This is a genomic window from Pseudarthrobacter sp. NIBRBAC000502772 (assembly GCF_006517235.1).
Lineage (GTDB): Bacteria > Actinomycetota > Actinomycetes > Actinomycetales > Micrococcaceae > Arthrobacter.
In genome coordinates this window covers 2244817-2266928 of record NZ_CP041188.1, presented here as the reverse complement: position 1 = coordinate 2266928, position 22112 = coordinate 2244817, and the positions used below count along the sequence as shown (strand labels likewise).

Below are 22112 nucleotides of genomic sequence, written 5' to 3'. Positions count from 1 at the left end.
GCGCGAGCCGCGGTGAAGCGCCAACTTACCGTATGTGAATAACCTGCCTGTGCAGGAAAGGTGTCAGTCTTTGCCCGCGCGGTCCTTGGACACGGACGGCCGGCGACGCTGGTTCGCCCGCCGCTGCTGCGCCATGGCCCGAAGGAGCGGCGGCACCACAACACCCTGCGCTGCCATCTGGCGCCGCACTTTGCGCCGACAGACAATCGTCATGGCGGCGCCAAAGCCCAGCAGCAGGAACTGTACGCTGAGTGCGATCCGGAACGGTTCCAGCCCGTACAGGACGCCGTCGGAATAGCCGCTGGCCAGCAGGACGTCCAGCACCAGGCCGATCAGGAAGATGGCCACGAGGGCCGCGATGAAGCCGCCCACGTTCACGATGCCCGTTGCGGTTCCGATCCTGTGCGCCGGATTGAACGTCCGTGCGAAATCAAACCCGATCATCGAGCCAGGCCCCCCGATGGCCAGGACGACCACCAGGCACGCCAGCAGCCATAGCGGGGAACGGCCAGGCATCAGCAGCACCGCGGCCCAGGCAGCGGCCGTGGCGCCGGCGATGAGCAGGACCATCGTTGACCGGCGAAGCGGGTGGCGGGAGACAAACTGCCCAATGAAGGGGCCCACCGCCATCGCCGCCGCAACATACAAGGTCATCAGGCCGGCCACGGTTCCGGCATCCAGGCCCTGCCCCGAGATCAGGAACGGATATCCCCAGGTCATGGCGAAGACGGTGCCGCTGAACTGGATGGTGAAGTGGCTCCACATCCCCAGCCGGGTGCCCGGCTGGCGCCAGGCCCGCGCGAGCGAGGCGCCTGTGGCTTTCAACCCCTGCTGCGCCTGCGGCGCGGGCGCACCGGGCGGGTGGTCCTTCAAGAGCACCAGCACCAGGACAACCGCCATGCCCGCCATGCCCGCCAGCATCAGGAAACCGGAGGTCCAGCCGAAGGAATGCAGGACAAAGGCGAAGGGAAGCACACTGAAAAGCTGCCCGAGCTGGCCTGACATGCCCGTCAGCTGGGTGACCAGGGGAACCCTGGCCGGCGCGAACCACAACGGAATCAGGCGGATCACGGAAATAAAGGTCATGGCGTCCCCGGCGCCCACCAGAACCCGCCCCGCCACACCGCCGGGGATGGTGTCGGCGAAGGCCAACTGGAGCTGGCCAAGACCCATCAGGACGGCTCCACCGGCGATCATGGCGCGCGAGCCGAATCTGTCCACCAGCAGGCCCACGGGGATCTGCAGGCCGGCGTAGACCAGCAACTGCAGCACTGTGAAGAAGGAGATGGCGGACGCGCCGGCATGGAACCGCTCGGTGGCCTCAAGTCCCACCACACCGAATGACGTGCGCTGGGAGACGGCCACAAGGTAGGCGAAGATGCCGATGGTCCAGATCAGCCAGGCTCGGGGTGCAGTCACCCCCTCATTATGCCCGGGCTGCTGCCCGGACCAGGGCAAGCGTCTGCCAGGCGGACGCCGCGGGGCGGGCTACGGGTGCGGGTTCTCGCGGGCCAGGTAGGCCTCCACTGCCGCGCCCAGTTCGTCCCCGTTGGGCAGTTCGTCATTTTCATCGGCCAGGAGGGAGCGCCGGACGGTGCCTTCGGCCTTCTCGTCGTAGCGCTCCTCCAGCCGGGTGACCACCTGCTGCACATCGTCGGAGGCGGCCACCTGCTCGGCGATCTGGCGGCCCACTTCCCGGCCCGCTTCGCGCAGCCGGTCCGCCGGCAGCATCAGGGACGTAGCGGCACCGAGGAATTCGAGTCCGGCTACGGCGGCCGGCGGGTACTCCGCCTCAGCGAGGTAGTGCGGAACGTGGATCACGTAGCCGGCAACATTGCGCCCGGCTTCCATCAGCCGCAGCTCCAGAATGTGGCCCACGGCCGCCGGAACGTCAACGGTGGGCTTCCAGACCGAGATGCCCTCGATCAGTTCCGGACGGTTGCCGTGGACTGTCACACCTACCGGGCGCGTGTGCGGCACCGGCATGGGAATGGAGTGGATCCAGGTCACGAGGTTCACGTCCAGCTTTTCCACAATGCCGACGACGGCGCGCGCGAACCGCTCCCATTGAAGGTCGGGTTCAAAACCGGCCAGCAGCAGGAAGGGGCTGCCGAGCCCGTCCGTCAGCTGGTACAGCGCCAGCTTCGGCTGCTGATAGTCCTGCAAGTGATCCTCCACAAAGGAGATGTGGGGCCGCCGCGACCGGTAGTCGATGAGCTGGTCGGCGTCAAACACCGCCACCGGCTCGGCGTCGAGGGTGTCCAGGAGCTCCGCATTGATCTGCCTCACCACGTGGCCGGCATCGGCGAAGCCGGTGAAACCCATCACCAGGTTCAGCCCGCGGAGCGCCGGGCTGTGGAACAGCTCGATGTTGCTCGCATAGAGCGCACCGGGGTCCAGCAGGGAACCGGAAATCCGTTCAAGCACGGCGTCGTCCTTTCAAGGAGTCGGGTGAATATCTTGTACAACGCGGCCAGGCACCCCTGAATTCCGCCAGCGGGTGTGGCGCAGGTCTCAGGAGATTCCGCTGCCGCGGCCCGCAGCGGCTACGATCGTGAATGGCCCGCCGGACGGGTTTACCGGCACCCCGGCGACGTCCCGATCGGACGGCCGCCGGATTTCCATGGCCGAGCGCCTGACATCCATACCAGCGCGAACAGCCTTTTCGAGAATTGAGGACTTACCCCGTGGTCAAGAATACTGAAATCAACCTTAGTACCCTCGCCAAGGACCTGAAGAGGACCCCCAGTGACGCCGTTGTCATCGGCGTGGGACAGGGAACGGACGGCCCCGTCCTGCTTGAGAATCCGCTGACCGCAAAATCGGCTGAAGCGCTCACAGACTCCCTGAAGGTCCTGGGCGTCACCGGCGCCGCTGACCAGGTCGTCCGGCTGCCCGGCCTGCCGGAAACGGGTTCCGGGGTCCTGGTCCTCGCCGGCGTCGGCAAGGTGGCCGCTGGCCGCCCGCTGACCGAAGAGGCCCTGCGGCGTGCCGCAGGTTCTGCCGTCCGCCAGCTCAGCGGCCTGCCCACCGTTGTCCTCGCGCTCCCGACGGCGGGAGTCGCCGACGTCGCGGCGGTCGCCGAAGGTGCCGCCCTGGGAGCCTATTCGTTCACCGAGTACCGGTCGTCCAACGACGGGCTGAAGGATCCGGTCCGCAACGCAGTGATCTACACGGACGTTACCGCCAATGATGCGCTCCGCTCTGCGCTGACGCGGGCAGGCCTGATCGGCAAAGCCGTCAACGCCACTCGGTCCCTGGTCAACCAGCCGCCCAGCCACCTCTACCCCGAATCCTTCGCCGAGGCCGCCAAGGAACTGTCCAAGGGCCTGCCTGTTAAAGTCACGGTCTGGGACGAAAAGCGCCTGGAAAAGGAAGGCTTCGGCGGCATCATGGGCGTGGGCAAGGGGTCCACGCGCCAGCCCCGCCTGGTGAAGGTCGAATACGCCCCTGCAAAGGCCACCGCAAAAATCGCCTTGGTGGGCAAGGGCATCACGTTCGACACCGGCGGAATTTCGATCAAGCCGGCCCTTGGCATGGGTGACATGAAGAGCGATATGGCGGGCGCCGCCGTCGTACTTAATACTGTGCTCGCCATCGCGGGACTTGGCCTGCCGGTGAAGGCGACCGCCTGGCTCTGCATCGCGGAAAACATGCCCTCCGGTGCGGCCTCACGGCCGGCGGATGTCCTTACCATGTTCGGCGGCAAGACCGTTGAGGTGCTGAACACCGATGCCGAGGGCCGCCTGGTCATGGCAGATGGCATCGTCGCAGCGAGCCTCGAATACCCTGACGCCATCATCGACGTCGCCACCCTCACCGGTGCGCAGCTCATCGCCCTCGGCAACAGGACCGCCGGCGTGATGGGCTCTGACAGTGTCACCGGACCGCTCAAGGCCGCCGCCGACCGTGCGGGCGAGCTGGTGTGGCCCATGCCGCTGCCGGAGGAACTGCGCCCGAGCATCGACTCCCAGGTGGCCGACCTCGCCAATATCGGTGAGCGTCACGGCGGCATGATGACCGCGGCTGTCTTCCTGCGCGAGTTTGTGGGCAAGGCCAAAGACGGGGAGCAGATCCCCTGGGCGCACATCGACATCGCCGGCCCCTCCTTCAACAACGGAAGCCCTTACGGCTACACCCACAAGCAGGGCACGGGCTGCACGGTCCGCACACTGGTTGCCTACGTGGAGGACATCCTGGCGGCTGCCGCCTGACCCCAGGGGAACCCTGACCTGTGCTGTTGAGTTGTCACGCGGCCGTTGACCTGCGACCGCAGAACCGGCCGTGATCCGTTGGCCACATGGCCGCGTGACACTCGACACAAGCGCCCCACAAAGGCGGCGCCAAGGTGGAGCATGGATGAGGGGTTCGCTAAGGTGAACCCCTGTAGTCACAAATGCACGAGAACCTGCCTGCTGACATAATCACGGCAGTACAAGTTCCAAGACCAGATGATGCGCACGATCGCGTCATCGTTCACGCGAGGGAGCGTCTAAGTGGCCGATCAGGCAACTGCGCAAGAATTCGACATCCTGGTACTAGGTGGCGGCAGCGGCGGATACGCCACGGCCCTGCGTGCCGTACAGCTTGGCTTGACCGTTGGTCTGGTTGAGAAGGCCAAACTGGGCGGCACCTGCCTGCACAACGGCTGTATCCCCACCAAGGCCCTGCTGCACTCCGCAGAAGTTGCCGACCACGCCCGCGACGGCGCCAAGTACGGCGTGAACGTGGAGCTCCAGTCCATCGACATGACCGCCGTGAACGCCTATAAGGACGGCATCGTTGCCGGTAAGTTCAAGGGCCTGCAGGGTCTGATCAAGGGCAAGGGCATCACCGTCATTGAGGGCGAAGGCAAGCTCACCGCCCCGGACACCATCACCGTGAACGGCACGGCCTATAAGGGCAAGAACATCGTCCTCGCCACCGGCTCGTACTCCCGCTCCCTTCCGGGCCTGGAGATCGGCGGCCGCGTGATCACCTCTGACGAAGCCCTGAAGATGGACTACGTGCCCAAGAGCGTCATCGTCCTGGGCGGCGGCGTCATCGGCGTCGAATTCGCTTCAGTATGGAAGTCCTTCGGCGTGGACGTCACCATCGTTGAGGGCCTGCCGTCCCTGGTGCCCAACGAGGACGCTTCGATCATCAAGGTCCTGGAGCGCACCTTCAAGAAGCGCGGCATCAAGTTCAACACCGGCACCTTCTTCCAGGGCGTCGAGCAGGACAACGACGGCGTCAAGGTCACCCTGGTGGACGGCAAGACCTTCGAAGCGGACCTTCTGCTCGTGGCTGTCGGACGGGGACCGTCCACGGCGGGCCTGGGGTTCGAAGAAGCGGGCGTCACCATTGACCGCGGCTTTGTCATCACCAACGAACGGCTCCACACCGGCGTCGGCAACGTCTACGCCGTCGGCGACATCGTTCCCGGCGTGCAGCTGGCACACCGCGGATTCCAGCAGGGCATCTTCGTCGCCGAAGAAATCGCCGGCATGAAGCCCGTGGTTGTCGACGACATCAACGTCCCCAAGGTCACCTTCTGCGATCCCGAGATTGCCTCGGTGGGATACTCCGAGAAGGCCGCCAAGGAGAAGTTCGGCGAAGACAAGGTTGAAAGCACGGAATACAACCTGGCCGGAAACGGCAAGAGCGCCATTCTGGGCACGGGCGGCATCATCAAGTTCGTCCGCGAAAAAGACGGCCCGGTTGTTGGCGTCCACATGATCGGCACCCGCGTCGGCGAGCAGATCGGCGAAGCCCAGCTGATCGTCAACTGGGAAGCCTACCCGGAAGATGTTGCCGGACTCATCCACGCGCACCCGACGCAGAACGAGGCACTCGGCGAGGCCGCAATGGCCCTGGCCGGTCGCCCGCTTCACGGCTAATTACAGCCAGCAGCACAGCAAGACAACAGGGCTTGGTGCACCCGGCGTGACCCGCCGGGTGCACTAAGCTCGAACAAGCCAGCCATCATCCGCACAAAAGATCAATAAGGAGAACGGGGACGACATGTCTGAATCCGTTAACTTGCCCGCCCTCGGTGAGAGCGTCACCGAAGGAACCGTCACCCGCTGGCTCAAGCAGGTAGGTGACCGGGTAGAGGTGGACGAACCGCTGCTCGAGGTCTCCACCGACAAAGTAGACACCGAAATCCCCTCTCCGATTGCCGGCATCATCGAGGAAATCCTCGTAGCCGAAGACGAGACCGCTGAAGTAGGCGCTCCCCTGGTCCGTATCGGCGACGGCTCCGGCGGCGGCGCAGCCCCCGAAGCAGCAGCACCGGCCGAGGAAGCCCCCGCCGCACCGGCTGCAGAGGCCCCGGCCGCAGAAGCACCGGCTGCAGAAGCTCCCGCAGCGGCTGCACCCGCAGCTTCGGACGGCGAAAGCCACGACGTCACCCTCCCGGCACTGGGCGAAAGCGTCACCGAAGGAACCGTCACCCGCTGGCTGAAGGCCGTGGGCGACTCCGTTGCAGTGGACGAACCGCTGCTCGAGGTATCCACGGACAAGGTTGACACCGAAATCCCGTCCCCCGTCGCGGGAACGCTGCAGGAAATCCGGGTCAACGAAGACGAAACCGCCGAAGTTGGCGCCGTCCTCGCTGTCATCGGCTCCGGCGCGGCAGCCCCCGCAGCCTCCGCACCGGCACCAGCAGCAGCGCCGGCACCCGCCGCCGCGCCTGCCGCACCGGCCCCCGCAGCCGCACCGGCACCCGAAGCACCCAAGGCAGAGGCTGCTCCGGCGGCACGTGCTGCGGCAGCTGCCCCTGCTCCCGTTACAGCCCCGGCACCCGCGGCCGAGCCTGCTGCCGGCGGCGAGTCCGGCTACGTGACTCCCCTGGTCCGGAAGCTGGCCAACCAGCACGGCGTGGACGTCGCATCGCTGTCCGGAACCGGCGTCGGTGGGCGCATCCGCAAGCAGGACGTCCTCGCCGCGGCAGAAGCCAAGGCCGCTCCCCCCGCAGCTGCACCGGCGAAGCCGGCCGCCGCTCCGGCCGGTCCGGCTGCCTCCTCCTTGCGTGGCACCACGCAAAAGGCTCCCCGCATCCGGCAGGTCATCGCCCGCCGTATGCGCGAATCCCTCGAAATCTCCACGCAGCTCACGCAGGTGCATGAAGTGGACATGACTAAGGTGGCCAAGCTCCGCCTGAAGGCCAAGAACTCGTTCCTGGCCCAGAACGGCGTCAAGCTCACCTTCCTGCCGTTCATTGCCAAGGCCGTGGCCGAGGCCCTCAAGCAGCACCCAAAGCTCAACGCTGCGTACGACGAGGACAAGCAGGAAATCACGTACCACAACGCCGAGCACCTGGCGATCGCAGTGGACACGGACAAGGGCCTCCTGGTTCCGGTCGTCACCGATGCCGGCAACCTGAACCTGGCCGGACTGGCCGCCAAGATCGCCGACGTTGCCGGGCGCACCCGCGACGGCAAGATCGGCCCGGACGAACTGTCCGGCGGAACGTTCAGCATCACCAACATCGGTTCCGTCGGCGCCCTGTTCGACACCCCGATCATCAACCAGCCTCAGGTCGGCATCCTGGGCACGGGCGCGATCGTCAAGCGCCCCGTGGTGGTGGCCGATGAGAACGGTGACGACTCGATCGCCATCCGCTCCATGATGTACCTGTCCCTCACGTACGACCACCGCCTGGTGGACGGCGCGGATGCAGGCCGCTTCCTCCAGACCCTGAAGGCCCGCCTTGAAGAAGGCGCCTTCGAGGCCGACCTGGGACTCTAGCCCCAGGCCAGAACCGAACGACGGCGGTGCACGCGCCGGTGGGAAACCACCGGAAGGCGTGCGCCGCCGTCGCGGTTTAAGGCGCAGCGCTGAATCCGCCGACACAGAAACTCTGCGGCCGGCCTTACTACATGATGTAGAACCCCTGCGTAGACTGGTCGCATGATTATCGTGTACAACATCGTGGTCTTCCTGCACATCGTCGGCGCCGCCATGATCGTCGGAATCTGGATCGGGAACATGAAAACCCCCACGGTCCACCCCCGGCAGTTCGACGGCGCAGCTCTTCAGCTCATCACCGGCATCGTGCTGATGGGCCTGATCCCGTCCCTGGACATGGACGCGAATTACTTCAAGCTGGGCATCAAGTTCGCGATCGCCCTGGCCGTCGGCGTGCTGGCTTTCATCGGCCGCCGCAAATACAAAAAGGGCGAGGACATCAGCAAGGGCCTGGCCCACGGAGTTGGCGGACTTGCACTGCTTAACGTGGCCATCGCCACGATGTGGAACTGAACGCCGGCTGAACCGCTCACGACGGCGCCGCCCCCCTCTGTGGGGTGCGGCGCCGTCGCTGTTTTAACGGCCTAGCGGTGAGCGCCACGCGGCTGGGTTGTCCAGTCACAATCCACTGAGAGCGGACACCCTGTGCACGGCCGCCGCTCAATCCCTAGGATTGGAACCGGCGGGGCCAGGCAACGGCCGGTCCCGGTTCGAACCGACTTTGAGGAGTGGACATGGCAGCAACACGCACCGCGCACACAGTATGGAACGGCGACCTGATCACGGGGTCGGGTCAGACCACGCTGGACAGCTCCGGCCTGGGCACATTTGAGGTTACCTGGAAGGCCCGCACCGAAGCGGCCGAGGGCAAGACCAGCCCGGAAGAACTCATCGCCGCAGCGCACGCGAGCTGCTTCTCGATGGCGTTCAGCAATATGCTCGCCCAGGCCGGACATGCTCCGGAAGAAGTCAACACCAAGGCCGACGTGACCTTCGTTCCCGGCACCGGCATCACCGGCAGCCACCTGACGGTGTCCGCAAAGATTCCCGGCATCTCCGAAGAGGAATTCCAGAAGATCGCCAGCGAAGCCAAGGTTGGCTGCCCGGTTTCCGGCGCGCTGGCCAGCATCGACATCACCCTGGACGCTACCCTGCAGTCCTGATCCAGCCAGGACTCTGCCGCGTTCGCTATGAACGCTGAGGGCTCCTGAGACAGAGCAGGCCCTGCCTCGCCCGGACTATCCGGGCGGGGCAGGGCCTTCTTTGTTTCTGTTGGCGCCGGGCAGGCCTATTCGCCGTGCCGGCGGGCCGGCAGCGGTGCGGGCTTCAGGCGGCGGTAGCCTTCGCGGACCGGGGGCTTGTCGGTGGGCAGCTCCTGGATCATTTCCTTGAGCGCACCGATGCCGTATTCCAGCTGGGGATCCCGACCGGCGGCGTAGGCGTGCGGCGGGTAGAGCACTTCGATGTCGGGGTCCACTCCATAGTTTTCCACGGACCAGCCCACGCCGCCGCCGAACCAGGTGGCGTACCGCGGCTGGGTCACCCCGGTACCGTCGGCCAGGGAGAACCTGTTGTCGATCCCCACCACTCCGCCCCAGGTGCGCGTGCCGATCACCGGGCCGATCCCCCGCAGTTTGGAGACCTGGGTGATGATGTCGCCGTCGGACCCGGCAAATTCATCGGCGAGGATGATCACCGGACCTCGCGGGGCGTGGTGCGGGTAGGTCCGCGGACGTTCGCCGCGGGGCATGCTCCAGCCGGTGACCTTTCGGCCAATCAGCTCCGCCACCAGCTGGGATGTGTGTCCGCCACGGTTCCGGCGGACATCCACGATGAGTCCGTCCAGGGCAGTTTCGGTGTCCAGGTCGCGGTGCAGCTGCGCCCAGCCGTTGGCCATCATGTCCGGGATATGCAGGTACCCGTAGCGCCCGCCGGAGGCCTCCCGGACAATCCTGCGGTTCGCGGCCACCCACTCCTGGTAGCGCAGGCGCTCCTCGTCCTTGACCGGGATCACAGCAATCCGCCGCTGCTCCCCTGCCTCCACTCCATGCCCGGCTCCGTTGCGTAATGTCAGCTCCACAGCCCGTCCGGCGGCGCCCACCAGCTGCATTGCGGGGCTCACCGTGGCGGACAGCGGCACACCGTCGATGGCCAGTACTACGTCCCCGGCCATGGCGGCAGCGCCCGGCCGGGTCAGCGGCGAGGTGGCCAGCGGGTCCGAGGACTCGCCGGCCAGGATGCGGGTGATCTCCCAGCCCGCCGGTGTGAACGCGAAGTCTGCGCCAAGCCGACCCTGGCCGTTGCTGCCGTTTTCCGTGACGGCTGCGGGCCGAACGTAGGCGTGCGAGGTGCCCAGCTCGCCGTGGAGCTCCCAGAGCAGGTCCACCAGGTCGTCGTGGGACCCCAACCGGTCAACGATCGGACGGTACCGCTTGTGGATCGACTCCCAGTCCTGTCCTGCCATGTCTTCGGCCCAGAAGAAATCGCGCTGCAGGCGCCAGGCTTCGTCGAACGCCTGGCCCCAGACGCTGAGGGGGTCCATCATCACGCGGATGCGCCCCAGGTCCACCTTGACCAGTTGGCCGGATTCCTCATCGGCTTTGGCAGCAGAAGGAACCACGCTGACCTGCTTGTCGTTGACCAGCACTACTTTCTTGCCATCGCCGGAGAGCCGGTAGCTGTCCAGGGCTTCCACCAGCGTGGCGGACTTACGGCGGGCAAGGTCGAACCGGACCAGGCTGGGGCGGGCGTCCTTGTCTTCCTGGCTGGCTTTGCCGTCGCCGGTGACGCCTGCCAGAGCCCAGTCCAGCCATAGCAGTGCACCCTCCGTTGACGTGAGTGACGTGTAGTTGCCCTGCGGCACCGGAACGCCGATGACCCGGTGGGCCAGCCCGGCCGGATCCACGCGGACCGCGGGACCTGCCGCGGCGTCTGCGTCCGTCGTATCCGCACTGTCCGTGTGTGCGGCAGGGGACAGGTCAACGGCGGGGCCAAACGGCGACGGCGTCGTGGCGGCCAGTGCCACCAGGTACGGCTTGATGGGGCTGGGGAAGGACAGGTCGAACGAATGCCCGTCATACACCGGATCAAAGCTGCGGTTGGACAGGAAGGCCAGGAACTTACCGTCCGGCGTGAAGCTTGGGGACCCATCGCAGAAACGGCCGTCAGTGACCTCGACGATGCCGCCCGCCAGGTCCGCGGCATTGGCCAGCCGGAGCCGGCTCCGGGAGCCGAACGAGGTGACAGGTTCGGACCAGGCAAGCCACTGGGAGTCAGGCGACCACGCGAGTTCCGCGATGCTGCCCTCGCCGATGCTGGTGACGAGGGCCAGGTCCCCGGTGGCTGTGTCCGCCACATAGACATCCCCGAAGGAGGTACCCACCGCAAGCCACCGGCCATCGGGGCTAGCTTCCAGGGCGCTGGCGCGTGACGGCTTCGGGAAGGCGATGCGGGTCGGCAGGCCGGCCCGTCCTGCGTCGACGTCGGCTTCCGACGGGCCGTGGGCGGTGTCAGCCGGGGAGTCCTCGGCCCGGGAGTCATCAGGCACCGAAACAACGACGTCGGCAGTCACCGGTGCGGACGATGCCGCCGCGGGAACCGGGCGCGGCAGTGGCGCTTCCAGTTGGTCCCGAGCAGCTGCAGCGGGTACGGCAGCCGGGGCTGCCGTGACGGCAGGGACCACGGTATCGGGAACCTGCGCGGCAATCTCCTTGATGTAGATCGCCTCCACGCCGTCGTGGTCGGCGACGTAAGCGAGGCGGCCGCCGTCGAGCGGCCTGGGGAGCCGTGCCCGGACACCCGGGGTGGCCTCGACGATACGGGAGGGGCCGTCCTGGTGACGGAGCCAGTGAAGGGTCCCATGGGCCTCCACTGCGCTGGCCGAGCCGCTGTCATCCGGCACCACCGTGCCAAGGTGTTTGGAGGTTTTCAGCAGGCCTGGGCGACGCGATTGCGACGCGGAACCCAGCGAGATGTCCAGCCGTACCGCGGCAGAGGACAGATCGTGCAGGATCCAGAGCTCACCGGCAGATTCGAAGATGACCCGCCCACCGTCGGTGGACGCGTGCCGGACGTAGAAGTCCTCGTGGTCGGTGTGCCGACGAAGATCGCCGCCGCCGGGCAGCACCGAGTACAGGTTTCCGTAACCCTCGTGGTCTGACAGGAACGCGATGCGCCCGTCCACCCACATCGGATCTGCGAGGTTTCCGTCGAGGTGGGGAACCAGGCGCTCGAACTCCCCGTTTCCGTCGGCGTCAATCCAGAGCTTGCCGGCGGTGCCGCCGCGGTACCGCTTCCACCAGGCCGGTTCACGGGAGAGCACGCTGGCCAGGACAACCGGCCGCTCGTCCCCCACTTCCGGACCAAAGGCCACGGATTCGACGGGTCCGAAGGGGAGCTCCTCAGCAGACCCGCCGTCGACCGGGACGCTGTAAGCGTAGGTGTGCCGGCTTTCAGCCTGGCGGAACGCGCTGGTCACTACTGCGTCGCCGGCTGCGGTGAAGCCTTTGACCCTGGTTGTGGCGTGGCCGAAATACGTCAGTTGCCGGTAGCCACCGCCGTCCACCTCCGCCGAGACCACTTCCGGGGCGGTTCCCTGGATGACAGTCCAGACCAGCCGTTTGCCGTCAGGGGTAAACCGCGGATTGCGGGCGGGCAGCTGCAGTGATGAAACCCGCCAGGCGCGGCCGCCGCTTAGCGGCGCGATCCATACGTCGTCCTCTGCCACAAACGTGACCAGATCGCCGTGGACATGCGGAAACCGGAAGTAGCTCGAAGAAGTCATCGTTCGATCATAGTCAACTCCCGGTACGGTCCGGGGAGGTACCGACGGCGTGCGGGCCGTGGTGAGATGGATCATGCACATCGTCATTGCCGGGGCCTCAGGGCTGATCGGGACCCATTTGTCCGCAACGCTGCGAGAGGCCGGCCATGACGTGACCACGCTCGTCCGACGCGAGCCCACGTCCGCGGCCGAAATCCGCTGGGACCCCGCAGCGCGCCGCCTGGATCCGGCGGCGCTGGCCGGCGCGGACGCAGTGGTCAACCTCTCCGGTGCCGGGATAGGGGACAGACCCTGGACCAGACGCCGGGTCGACGAGCTGATGACTTCGCGTTTGGCAGCCACCGGCACCCTGACCGCGGCCATGGCCACGCTTGACGACCCGCCGCGTACGTTTATCAGCCAGTCGGCGTCCGGGTACTACGGCGATTCCGGGTCCGCCCAGCTCCGGGAGAACGCGTCGCCGGGCACGGGTGTTCTGTCACGTATCTGCGTCGAGTGGGAGGCCGCCGCCCATCGGGCGCCGGCCGGCGTCCGCGTGGTCACACCACGCACCGGTGTTGTTCTCAGCCCCACAGGCGGCGCGCTGGGCCGGCTGCTGCCGCTGCTTCGCCTCGGGGTGGGCGGTCCACTCGGCCACGGCCGGCAGTACTGGCCGTGGATCACTCTTCCGGACGTCGCCGCAGCATTTATGTTCCTCGCGGACTCCGGGCTCCACGGACCGGTCAACGTCTGCGCCCCCGAAAGCGCTGACGTCAACGCGTTGGTGGGCGCCTTGGCATCCGCGCTCCACCGGCCGGCATTTTTCCGGGTACCGTCACCGGCCCTGCGCCTGGTCCTGGGTCAGCTGGCCGATGAACTCATCCTTCCCAGCCAGCGGATGGAACCGGCGGCACTGGAAGCAGCCGGCTTCCAGTGGCAGCACCCGTCACTGGCCCAGGCCGCTGCCTGGGTGGCCGGCAAGCACTGAGCCTGAGCTGACCGGCTGAGGTAACCTGCTGGTGTCATTTGCCGAAGACGCGTCTGTAGCGAATGTCCGAAGTCCCCTGCACAAGTCTCGGTGGCGCGTGCGTTCGGGGTCCGAGGAGGTTCGGTACGGAAATTTCAGGCTAAGAGGTCATGCGGCGTCGTCTGAGCAGTCGATGGCTCGGTAGAGGGGATGATCGTGGACCGAGCCTCCCACTGCTGAGCTTGACTTCGTGACCATTGAGGTGGGCGTTCGTGGATAATCGCGCCTATCTGTCGAGGAATCCGGTCAAGGTCTTGAATGTCCCGTTTGCCCTCCCTTCACCGGGCATTTTTGCGGGCGGGTCTTACGGGAATGGTCCGGCTGCGGAAACGCGGCGATCGAGATCCGAAAATTTTGAGAAAGGATTGCACCGGTGAGGGACCGGCTTACGGGCGCTCAATCGGCAGCCGAGAGATTTTCAATCCAAGAGCTGGGCGACAGGGATATCCAAAAGTTGGCTGCTGCCCCTCGCCCCGTTGCACAACATGCAGAACCTGTCTCGATACTAGGCAGGTTCGGGCTGCGGCACTGTGGTTGAAGAGCCGTAGGTCAGCGGAGACGGATGCGTTTAAGGCGGGCTGTTGGGGCCGGGCTGGAGGCGGGCGGGCATGGGTAGTGGACTGCGTTTGCAAGCCGACCCTTGAAGGTCTTCGCGCCTGAAGCGTAACCTGCACGCAAGAAGCGGAGATTGCAAGATTGGCCTAGGAGCGCGGCATGAATGTGCTGAGCCAGATACTCGCCGGATCCACCGGCCTGGCGCTGATAAGCGTTGGCATCCTGGAGATCTTCTTCCATGGCGATCAACGGCTCCACCGGATCTTCCTGATTAGGCCGGAAGACGTGCGCGCAGTGCGGATGTGGGCGATGAATGTTGGCGCCTACAACATCACCTTCGGCTTGGGCATCGCAGTGGGCCTGTGGCTGGTGAACTTCTCAGGCAATCCCGCCAGCGGGTCGGCCATAGTTATCTTCTGCTGCTCGTGCCACGTCTTCCTTGGTTTCTGGCTGTGGGTCACAGAGAAGCGCCTTTTGGTCAGCGCCATCGGCCAGGCGCTCTTCCCGGCGCTGGCAATCGTCTTCTACGTTCTCTTTCACTAGGGGGTGGTGTGGTTGGCGAATGCTAGTGGCGGCGTTTTTGGTTGCTACGCGTCACAGCAGCGCCCGTGGGGGGATCGGTTACTGAGACAGCTCTGACCGGCCGTGGCCGGGGGGAGTGGTTCCGCTGTGAAATGCAGCGATAGATGGTGGCGTTTTGGGGAAAGGTCGCGTCACTCTAAGCTCTCGAAGAGTGCTTGATGTCCAGGCCAAGAGGGAGCAATATGACGACAGCAACAGGTGTGAAGTACGAGACGAGGTCCGTCAAGACGGTTCGCGGCCTGGAGGCCAGGACTAGAGCCAAATTAGAGAAAGAGGGCTGGGAGTTCGTCTCTCAGGAACAGGGGACAGTGCGGTCGGAGCTGACCTTCCGGCGTCCGAAACCAGAGACTCCGTGGAAATTGGTCGGGGCGGGTGGCGGCCTGCTCGCACTTCTCTTCGTCGGATCGCTCATCGCCAGTGCATTCGGGGGAGGGGGTAGTTCAAACAGCAGTGCTGAGGCGCTTCCGTCGCCGACCCCGTCCTTAGTCGTAGAAACCCAAGCCCAGACCGCTCCGACTGAAGCAACCGTGCCGGCTGAAGCAACGACACCATCAGCCGAGCCCCCGACTCCTGCTCCTGTGGTCACAGCTATTGAGCCACAAGCCAAAGTTGAAGACACGACTTGCAACATCGATGAGAACTTCGGCAAATGCTTGTATGGGCAAACTGCGATATATGAAGATTCTCGACGTAGTGGGGATAAGGTTTTGCTCGAGATCACGGTGCAAGAACCTCAAGAATTCGAGCCTGGGAAAGACGCTGACTTCGCTAGCACGACCCTTGGAGGTACACAAGAGAAAGGTGCTGACAACCTTTACTTCGATGTCACTATCAAGAATTTGTCCGAAGGGGTCGTCTTGGGACGTAGTGATGTCGAGTTAGTCGCCAACAGTGCTATGGATGGCGACTTTGATGTCCGTTCCGTCCAGGATGACGTAGTGGAAGCCTACTGGGATGCAAAACTTGAACCAGGACAAAGCTCAACTTTGAGAAGTGGCTGGAATTTCAACGACGCTTCTGAACCTACCTTCAAAGTCCGCATTGATGGACTCGGTGGAAATAGCGTCACTTTTTCACACAACTAGCAACAAGACGCTTCATCGAAAAAAGTGACAATCCAGGTGGAGTATTACTCCTTTAACGCTGCTCCGTGTTGTCGATGGGGATGCCACGCGCCCCTCCCGCGACAACGGTTCCGCTCCTGCCATTGGGCAGCGTCTCCCTAGTTGCCCACGCCCATGAGGCCTCATGATGTGGTGGAGCTGGCGCTGTTTCGCTGATGCGCAAATTCATCGGTAGGAGCACATTTCAACCGCCGGCCGTGATTTTACCAAAGCGCCCGCTAGTCGATCCTCTATTGACTCAGTGGTACGTCGGTTTCAAGGATCGACATGTAGTGGACGTCAATCCATTGCTCGTCGAACCACAGCGCGTCCCGGCCCGTTCCTTCGTAGCGGAATCCTACTTTCTCGTAGACATGCCGGGCGCGCGGGTTGAAGGCGTAAACTTCGAGACCTATTCGGTGAAGACCAAGCTCGTGTATGCCGTGCCGGACAATCAGCTCGGTCGCCTCACTTCCAAGCCCCCGGCCGCGGCCTTCGGCGCCAAGGAAAGTGCGGAAGCCGCAGGAGCGATTCAACTCGTTCCAGTCGTTGAGGACGACTTCGCCAACCATCGCGTTCGTCGCCTGATCGATCACGGCGAGGACGAGACGGTCATCAGCGGAGCTCCAGCGTTCGTACGTCACGCGGAGGTCATCAACAGTCCAAGGCAGCGTTGTCTGGCTGCTGGAGTGCACTGTTCCGGTCAGAATTGCGGCTTCGGCGTCCTGAAGCATCCGATGCAATATAGGTACGTCCTGAGCCTGAACTGGTCGCAGTTTGACGCGTTTGCCCTCGATTGTCGGCTTATGCGTGAAGATCGTGGTCATGCGGCTAGTTTGTCAGAAACTTTCAGAGCCTCGCCCGTTAGCCGGTCCCTCTGCGTGCGGGATTACTGCTCAGTGGTGCGGGTCCACGACCACCTGAACGTCGTCTTCATAGAGGAAATGCCCCGGGGCTGGTGAACGAAGTTCTTCCCATTGCACCCCGTAGCGGTCCAGGAGATCCAGGTAGCCGGGGATCCTGGCCAGCAGGTGCACGGCGCTGGTTTTAAACCATGCCTGGGCGTACAGATTATGAGTGCGGTCGTAGACGGTGGGATCGCTAAGGTTCGGGTCGGGATAGGCAGCGTCGTACCAGGCATTCGCGTTCTGCCACCACTGGTAGTCCACATCGCCTAGCTTTCCGCTCCTCGCCAATCCGTTGGCCAAGCCGAATATGCCGACGTAGATCCCCCGGGTATTCAGTTGTGTTGCCTGGTACCTGACAAATTCGGGTGCGGCATCCATGCACTAAACCTTCATTCTTCCGTCAGACGATCGGGCAGGAGGGTCCGTCCCTAATAGCCTTCCTTCCCAGACTGAAGTCCGAGCCTATTCCATGAACGGGGGCACTGAGACGGCGAAGGTAATGCCCGGTGTGGCGGGAGGGACACGTGACTCTGGCCCACTTTGCAGAGTGCCCCGGTGAAGGAATAGTGACCGGCCGTGGCGTATCCGCGAAAGTATGGTGTGCAGCCGTCTCTGAACACCTGGTTGTTCGAACCCGCGTGCACAACCTCCCGTTCTGAAAATAGCGGCTTGGTCCTCCTCTTCTCCCAGACCGCATCGGCCACACGGTCGCCTCCATTCGGTCGCGGTGATGACTGTCCCGTTGAGGGTTCCGCTCAAGGCCCCTTCCACGGCCTGTCGGGAGTGTGGATAGGATGGCTCCACATCCAAGCCTGAGGGGGCAGCGCCATCAATCATCGTCGATTTTCGTTCCTAACCGTCGCACTCATGTCGGGATTGCTGCTCAGCAGTTGCTCGACTCCTTCCGGATTCAAGGCCTTGGAGCGTCCCGCTACGTCGACGGACGAGATTCCTGCAGGCGTTGACTTTAGGCAACCCGACTTGGATAAGGTGCTCCTTGTTGCCGAAACGGGTGGGAACAAGTACTTCCTTGGACAGAACGCCGACAAATCGACAGCATGCTTGGCCGTCTTTCCGGTTGATAACCCATCTGGCTGGCACACCACTTGCACCACCGGTGGGGCGCGCGTGGGACAGCTCTTGGGAACTAGCGGACCAAGCCAGGAATCCTCCATCCTCGTGTCCGACGGGTACGACACGAAAGAGCTGGAAGCATCCGGTTACAAGAAGATCCACGAGAACATCCTCGTGGCCGGCGGTTAAGACCAGGACCTAGTCCCAGGGCACTAAATACTGGTCGGAGAACGAGCGAGAGGCCTGCTGGTCAAGCCGTCCCGTAGAGGGATCCCTTTCCGGGCCGGTGGGGGATGTTGTGAGCCGCTGCTCGCGCGACAGAACGTGATGCGTGCCGAGTAGGCTGCGCGTATGAAACCTCGCGGAATTCTCATTGCCGCACTACTGCTGGTGGTCATAGTGGTTGCGATTATTGTGGGTTGGGCGACGGTCGGTGACCGCCCAGGTCCCATGAGTCCTCCGGCGTTGTATCAGTCGGAAGATTGAGACGCGAAAATGTCCGGCAGGGGTTCCCAAACGGGCCACGCTTCAACCCGCACTCCCTCTGCGCATCCTATTTGGGCGGCCTGCCAACTCCCACTCAAGGCGGGTACGGTGAATTCATGTCACCTACGGCCGTACCCGAGTCCCGTCCCGTCTGGCACAGAACCGTGGGCGCGGCATTCGTGGCCGGTGCATCCCTGTGGCTCACTTGGACCGCCCAACAATTGCCGACAATTTGCCCGGCAATCTACCCTGCGCCGGCAAGCTGCGCTCCGGATGCCCGCTTCAGTCCCGCAATTTGGGGAACCGTTGCCATTGTTGGTCTATTCGCTGCATTGCTAGCAGCCAGTGCCACGATTCGTCCTGAGCGGAAAATAGTCGTCCTTCGATGCCTCATGGCCGTGCTCGGTATCGCCGCAGTTATTGTTCCCCTCTGGACCCTAGTTTCATCCGGCTTCAGCTTGTGACTACACAGGCGTCCCCGTAGAGCGTTCCTCAAGCGGAACAACCCTTCCCTCGGGGATGGCAGCGGGAGGACCGTCTCGTTCCAAGGAAGTGGGACACTACTGCTATGGAAGCTACTTCGTGAACTAGAGGAGAATCCGTGACACTGAACAGCGATGCACGTTCTCTTGAAAACTGGATGCATGCTCGAGTCGCGAAAGCATTTCGGGTCACCACGCTCTCGGACTTCGAAGCCGGTGTGCTCAGCAAGGGATATGTCACTCGCGAAGATTATGAGGAAGCGTATCGGCTATACGTCGAAAAAATGACCGCTTCTGGTTTCATCGTGGAAACAATAGTTGATGACAGCGGTTACTACGTTCGGAACTACTCATCACGGCGCATGAACGAGCTTTTTTCGCGCGGGGACTCGCCCGCCTCTGAGGTCTCTCGCCTCGATGAGGAAGAAAGGTCTCTGAGCCAGGGCTGCGAAGTCGGCACATTCCAGCTCATTTCCACGATTTTCCGCGAGCAATCCGAACCCAGCAGTCAATTCGACGATTAGTTCGATTCTCACGACAACAATCCCGTAGAGGGTTCCGTCATCGGGACGAGACCACGCTGATCGAGCGGGACGATGGCCAACAGAATCTGCATGACGCATGCATGCGACATCGAAAAACTTCTCGTGCCGGCGAGGATCGAGCACTTCGGGCTGAGAAGTTTGAGAGCTCAGCCTGACATCAAGCAGTCGACAGGTCGGCGGGCTCTTCAGATGCTCCTGTTTTCCGGGTTCGATCCTGACTGGGGGTTATGCCTACCAGCCTGCTGTCGCGTCTTGCCCAGAATGGTCATCAGGGCTCGGACAAATATGTAGATAGCGCCGATTACCAATAGGAAGTACGCCGCTACGCGGAATGCGGGCGCACCGGAGGCTACGTCCATTATGCCCAGTGCCAGAAAGAGCAGGACGCCGACTCCGCCCCAAATGAGCGATACGCGGGGGTATTCGAGCGGTTTCATAGGGGCATCGCCTTCATAGTCGTCGCTGGCGCGGTGTCACCGAGTGTTGACACATTCTGTGCCTCACCGGCTCGGTCTGCAATGGGTGCCAGCTGAGCGGCTACGTCTGCCCGTTAGGGGTTCGGCTAACGGGCACCACGGGTGCGGTGATCGACCGGTTTACGGGCACCCCAGGACCTGATCTCACCCTGGCTCGGAAGCCCCCTCCCCCGCAATGGATTGGCACGGCGGCCTGTCATCTGTACTCTGACTTGCTCACCCTCCACTGGATCCAGTGAAACAATCGCGATATGACGCATGTGATCGTTCGGGCTACTGCGGTGCGATGGGCAGACGACGACTTCCCGGGATGGATCGAGGTCGACCTTGTCGACGCGGAGGGTCGGACTCATCGGATCGTTGAGAAGGTCCCTGTCCTCACCAGGGCCAACATCACGGCGGCGTCGACGTTCCCGCTTGAACTGTGGATACAAGCTGAGTTCGAGCGCATGCAGGGTGGCGCTGTCTTGGTACGGTTTGCCCATGGCGTAGAAACCACCGATGGCCTTGACCTGATCGGAATGGAGGGGCACGCCGTCCGCTGGCTTTGACGTCCGATACGGGCTCGGGAAAACTAAGAATCAGGGCGGTGCACGGGACTGACAAACCTAAGTCAACAGTCCACTGCACTCGTTTTGTACTTACGCGGGATCCAGTGCAAACGACTCCTGAAACGGACACTTTCGGCAGTAATCGGCGACGTTTTCACAGCGCTATTTGGCGCATGGGTAGCCCGCAAGGGGATCCCCTACCGGACGCCTCTTAGTCCGGGACGCACTGACTGTGGACTCCGGGCAGAAGCGCTCGATTGAATCGATCGCCCGCTCCAAGTTTCACCTTCTCAGGCCAGGGACGCGGCTCTGTTGGTGGGCGCGGTAGAAGACCAAGCGACCGAGATGCGGTGATCCGACCCTAGCCTCCAGTCAGGCCTCGCCTTCGATACCTCGTGGTTTCGTTGTGGAAGGCGAAGTGAACCATCCACGGCCGTACGTTGCTCACGATGACCCGCGCAAGGAGCGGAGAAAGAAGCGCCATCCAGAGGCTTCCATCGATTGCGGTCCAGGCGGCGACGTAAATCCCATCCGAAAGTTCACCAGCACGAAGGATCGGAACAAGCACCGCAAGCGTTAGAACGTATGTCCCGGCCGGTAGAAGCCCCCATAGTGGCCACCGCCGCCAGGCTGCCACGACGCTGCGTGAGTCTGGGAGCGCCGTAACCAGAATGGTGCATGCGACCAAACACGCTGCGATGACCCAAGCAGGATCCGTCCAGTACTGCAAAAAAATCGCCTTGTGGTAGTCGAAAGATTGTCGATCACCGAGCCATGTCAGAGCGGCTGCCCACGCGCCTGAGAACAAATACGTCAGTGCGCCGGTGATCGCAGCGAACACAACCACCGGCGCTAGACGTCTACCACCAAAGTGCGTCTCGTAGTGAGCATCCACTGCTTTTACGCTGCCCAAGCCCTTTACCCCCTGTCATACCTGGTCAGCACTAGCCTAGGGCTTTAGAGCTGGAGGCCGCATTCGCGGTAAGCCAGACCGCTACTTAGCCAGTTAGGTTTCGAAGCGCCCGGTGAAGGTTCCCCTTCCGGGAACGATTTTGGTTCTGACTATTGGGATCAGTCCGTCTTTCCTGATCCTGCGACGAATCCGAAGCCGACTCCGGGCCGAGCACAGCTAGCGCGCCAGGCGGTAGCGGAGGTAGACGACTCCCGAGCTGAAGGTGCGGGTCTCGGCGAGTTCGAGATCCACCCGGCGTTCGTGCCGAGGAAAGAACGGAATGCCACCGCCCACCAGCACCGGGTAGACCATGGCCCGGTACTCGTCGATCAGGCCCAACGCGGCCGCCCCGGCGGCGAGAGTCGCGCCGCCGATCGCGATGTCGCCCTCGCCCGGCTGGGCTCGCAACCGCTCGATCTCCTCCGCCAGGCCGCCGGAGGCCAGGCGGGCATTGCCCTGCACAGCGGGCAGCGTGGTGGAGAACACCACCTTTGGGAGCGGCTTCCAGAGCGCGGACCACTCGAGCTCTGCGTCGTCGAGCGATGGATTTTGGTCGGCGGTCTCCCAGTACAGCATCGTCTCGTACAGCCGTCGTCCCAATAGGTGGACGCCGACCTCTCGAATCTCGTCGATCCAGAAGCGAAAGACCTCCTCGTCGGGCGCCGTCCAGTCGAAGCCGCCGTCCGGCCCGACGATGTAGCCGTCAAGTGAAACGCCCATCGAATAGGTCACTCTGCGCATCAGAAGTCCTCCTCCTTAACGGTCCTACAGTACTGACGCGCGACTCCGGCGGGTAGAGACAACTCAGGATCTTCCTGCCTTCGCGAGTTACCGGGCAATACTCGCGGCAACGCTTTCCCACTGAGGGTTCCCCCTAC

The 22112-nt window shown here is 63.6% G+C and carries 18 protein-coding genes; 11 read left to right on the top strand and 7 right to left on the bottom strand.

Annotation, left to right across the window (positions count from 1 at the left end):
• Window positions 1-63 precede the first annotated feature (63 nt).
• Together NIBR502772_RS10510 and NIBR502772_RS10505 are read right to left on the bottom strand one after the other, a co-directional pair.
• Window positions 64-1419, bottom strand: a complete 1356-nt coding sequence (locus NIBR502772_RS10510; RefSeq protein WP_141140133.1) for a nitrate/nitrite transporter — start codon at window positions 1417-1419, stop codon at window positions 64-66.
• A 69-nt stretch (window positions 1420-1488) separates the two neighbouring features.
• On the bottom strand, window positions 1489-2427 hold the full coding sequence (locus NIBR502772_RS10505) for a proteasome assembly chaperone family protein (RefSeq protein WP_141140132.1): 939 nt from the start codon (window positions 2425-2427) through the stop codon (window positions 1489-1491).
• A gap of 260 nt (window positions 2428-2687) precedes the next feature.
• On the opposite strand from NIBR502772_RS10505, the gene NIBR502772_RS10500 reads away from it, so the two are divergent.
• From NIBR502772_RS10500 to NIBR502772_RS10480, 5 genes are all read left to right on the top strand, one after another.
• Window positions 2688-4214 carry a leucyl aminopeptidase gene (locus NIBR502772_RS10500; protein ID WP_141140131.1) on the top strand — a complete coding sequence of 509 codons (1527 nt, stop codon included), beginning with the start codon at window positions 2688-2690 and terminating at the stop codon, window positions 4212-4214.
• A gap of 282 nt (window positions 4215-4496) precedes the next feature.
• Window positions 4497-5879 carry a dihydrolipoyl dehydrogenase gene (gene lpdA / locus NIBR502772_RS10495; protein WP_141140130.1) on the top strand — a complete coding sequence of 461 codons (1383 nt, stop codon included), beginning with the start codon at window positions 4497-4499 and terminating at the stop codon, window positions 5877-5879.
• 124 nt (window positions 5880-6003) lie between these two features.
• A complete protein-coding gene (gene sucB / locus NIBR502772_RS10490; protein WP_141140129.1) occupies window positions 6004-7731 on the top strand; it encodes a 2-oxoglutarate dehydrogenase, E2 component, dihydrolipoamide succinyltransferase in 1728 nt (575 codons plus the stop codon).
• 162 nt (window positions 7732-7893) lie between these two features.
• A complete protein-coding gene (locus tag NIBR502772_RS10485; protein WP_104061942.1) occupies window positions 7894-8244 on the top strand; it encodes a hypothetical protein in 351 nt (116 codons plus the stop codon).
• Between the two features lie 221 nt (window positions 8245-8465).
• Window positions 8466-8894 carry an OsmC family protein gene (locus tag NIBR502772_RS10480; RefSeq protein ID WP_104061941.1) on the top strand — a complete coding sequence of 143 codons (429 nt, stop codon included), beginning with the start codon at window positions 8466-8468 and terminating at the stop codon, window positions 8892-8894.
• 125 nt (window positions 8895-9019) lie between these two features.
• Here the strand turns inward: NIBR502772_RS10480 and NIBR502772_RS10475 are convergent, their stop codons facing one another.
• Window positions 9020-12514: a S41 family peptidase gene (locus NIBR502772_RS10475; protein ID WP_141140128.1), complete on the bottom strand. Its 3495-nt coding sequence runs from the start codon at window positions 12512-12514 to the stop codon at window positions 9020-9022.
• A gap of 73 nt (window positions 12515-12587) precedes the next feature.
• Here NIBR502772_RS10475 and NIBR502772_RS10470 point away from each other — a divergent pair, with 73 nt between their 5' ends.
• From NIBR502772_RS10470 to NIBR502772_RS10460, 3 genes are all read left to right on the top strand, one after another.
• The gene (locus NIBR502772_RS10470) at window positions 12588-13481 is read left to right on the top strand and encodes a TIGR01777 family oxidoreductase (RefSeq protein ID WP_141140127.1); all 894 of its coding nucleotides are present in this window, start codon (window positions 12588-12590) and stop codon (window positions 13479-13481) included.
• A 753-nt stretch (window positions 13482-14234) separates the two neighbouring features.
• Window positions 14235-14618 (top strand): DUF1304 domain-containing protein, encoded by a 384-nt coding sequence (locus tag NIBR502772_RS10465; protein ID WP_141140126.1) that lies wholly within the window; start codon window positions 14235-14237, stop codon window positions 14616-14618.
• Window positions 14619-14839: 221 nt separating this feature from the next.
• Window positions 14840-15742, top strand: coding sequence for a hypothetical protein (locus NIBR502772_RS10460; protein ID WP_141140125.1), 903 nt, complete (start codon window positions 14840-14842; stop codon window positions 15740-15742).
• A 269-nt stretch (window positions 15743-16011) separates the two neighbouring features.
• On the opposite strand, the gene NIBR502772_RS10455 is transcribed toward NIBR502772_RS10460, so the two are convergent.
• Window positions 16012-16587 carry a GNAT family N-acetyltransferase gene (locus NIBR502772_RS10455; protein WP_141140124.1) on the bottom strand — a complete coding sequence of 192 codons (576 nt, stop codon included), beginning with the start codon at window positions 16585-16587 and terminating at the stop codon, window positions 16012-16014.
• Window positions 16588-16656: 69 nt separating this feature from the next.
• Entirely contained in the window at window positions 16657-17046 is a 390-nt protein-coding gene (locus NIBR502772_RS10450) for a hypothetical protein (protein WP_141140123.1), read from the bottom strand.
• Window positions 17047-17808: 762 nt separating this feature from the next.
• Between NIBR502772_RS10450 and NIBR502772_RS22930 the strand changes: the two genes are divergently transcribed.
• Window positions 17809-17931, top strand: coding sequence for a hypothetical protein (locus NIBR502772_RS22930; protein ID WP_256370781.1), 123 nt, complete (start codon window positions 17809-17811; stop codon window positions 17929-17931).
• Window positions 17932-18829: 898 nt separating this feature from the next.
• Complete coding sequence (locus NIBR502772_RS10440) at window positions 18830-19234, top strand: hypothetical protein (protein WP_141140121.1); 405 nt, start codon at window positions 18830-18832, stop codon at window positions 19232-19234.
• Window positions 19235-19440: 206 nt separating this feature from the next.
• On the opposite strand, the gene NIBR502772_RS10435 is transcribed toward NIBR502772_RS10440, so the two are convergent.
• On the bottom strand, window positions 19441-19692 hold the full coding sequence (locus NIBR502772_RS10435) for a hypothetical protein (RefSeq protein ID WP_141140120.1): 252 nt from the start codon (window positions 19690-19692) through the stop codon (window positions 19441-19443).
• A gap of 290 nt (window positions 19693-19982) precedes the next feature.
• Here NIBR502772_RS10435 and NIBR502772_RS10430 point away from each other — a divergent pair, with 290 nt between their 5' ends.
• Window positions 19983-20282 carry a hypothetical protein gene (locus tag NIBR502772_RS10430; RefSeq protein ID WP_141140119.1) on the top strand — a complete coding sequence of 100 codons (300 nt, stop codon included), beginning with the start codon at window positions 19983-19985 and terminating at the stop codon, window positions 20280-20282.
• Between the two features lie 1129 nt (window positions 20283-21411).
• Here the strand turns inward: NIBR502772_RS10430 and NIBR502772_RS10425 are convergent.
• Window positions 21412-21975: a dihydrofolate reductase family protein gene (locus NIBR502772_RS10425; RefSeq protein WP_141140118.1), complete on the bottom strand. Its 564-nt coding sequence runs from the start codon at window positions 21973-21975 to the stop codon at window positions 21412-21414.
• Between the last annotated feature and the right edge of the window lie 137 nt (window positions 21976-22112).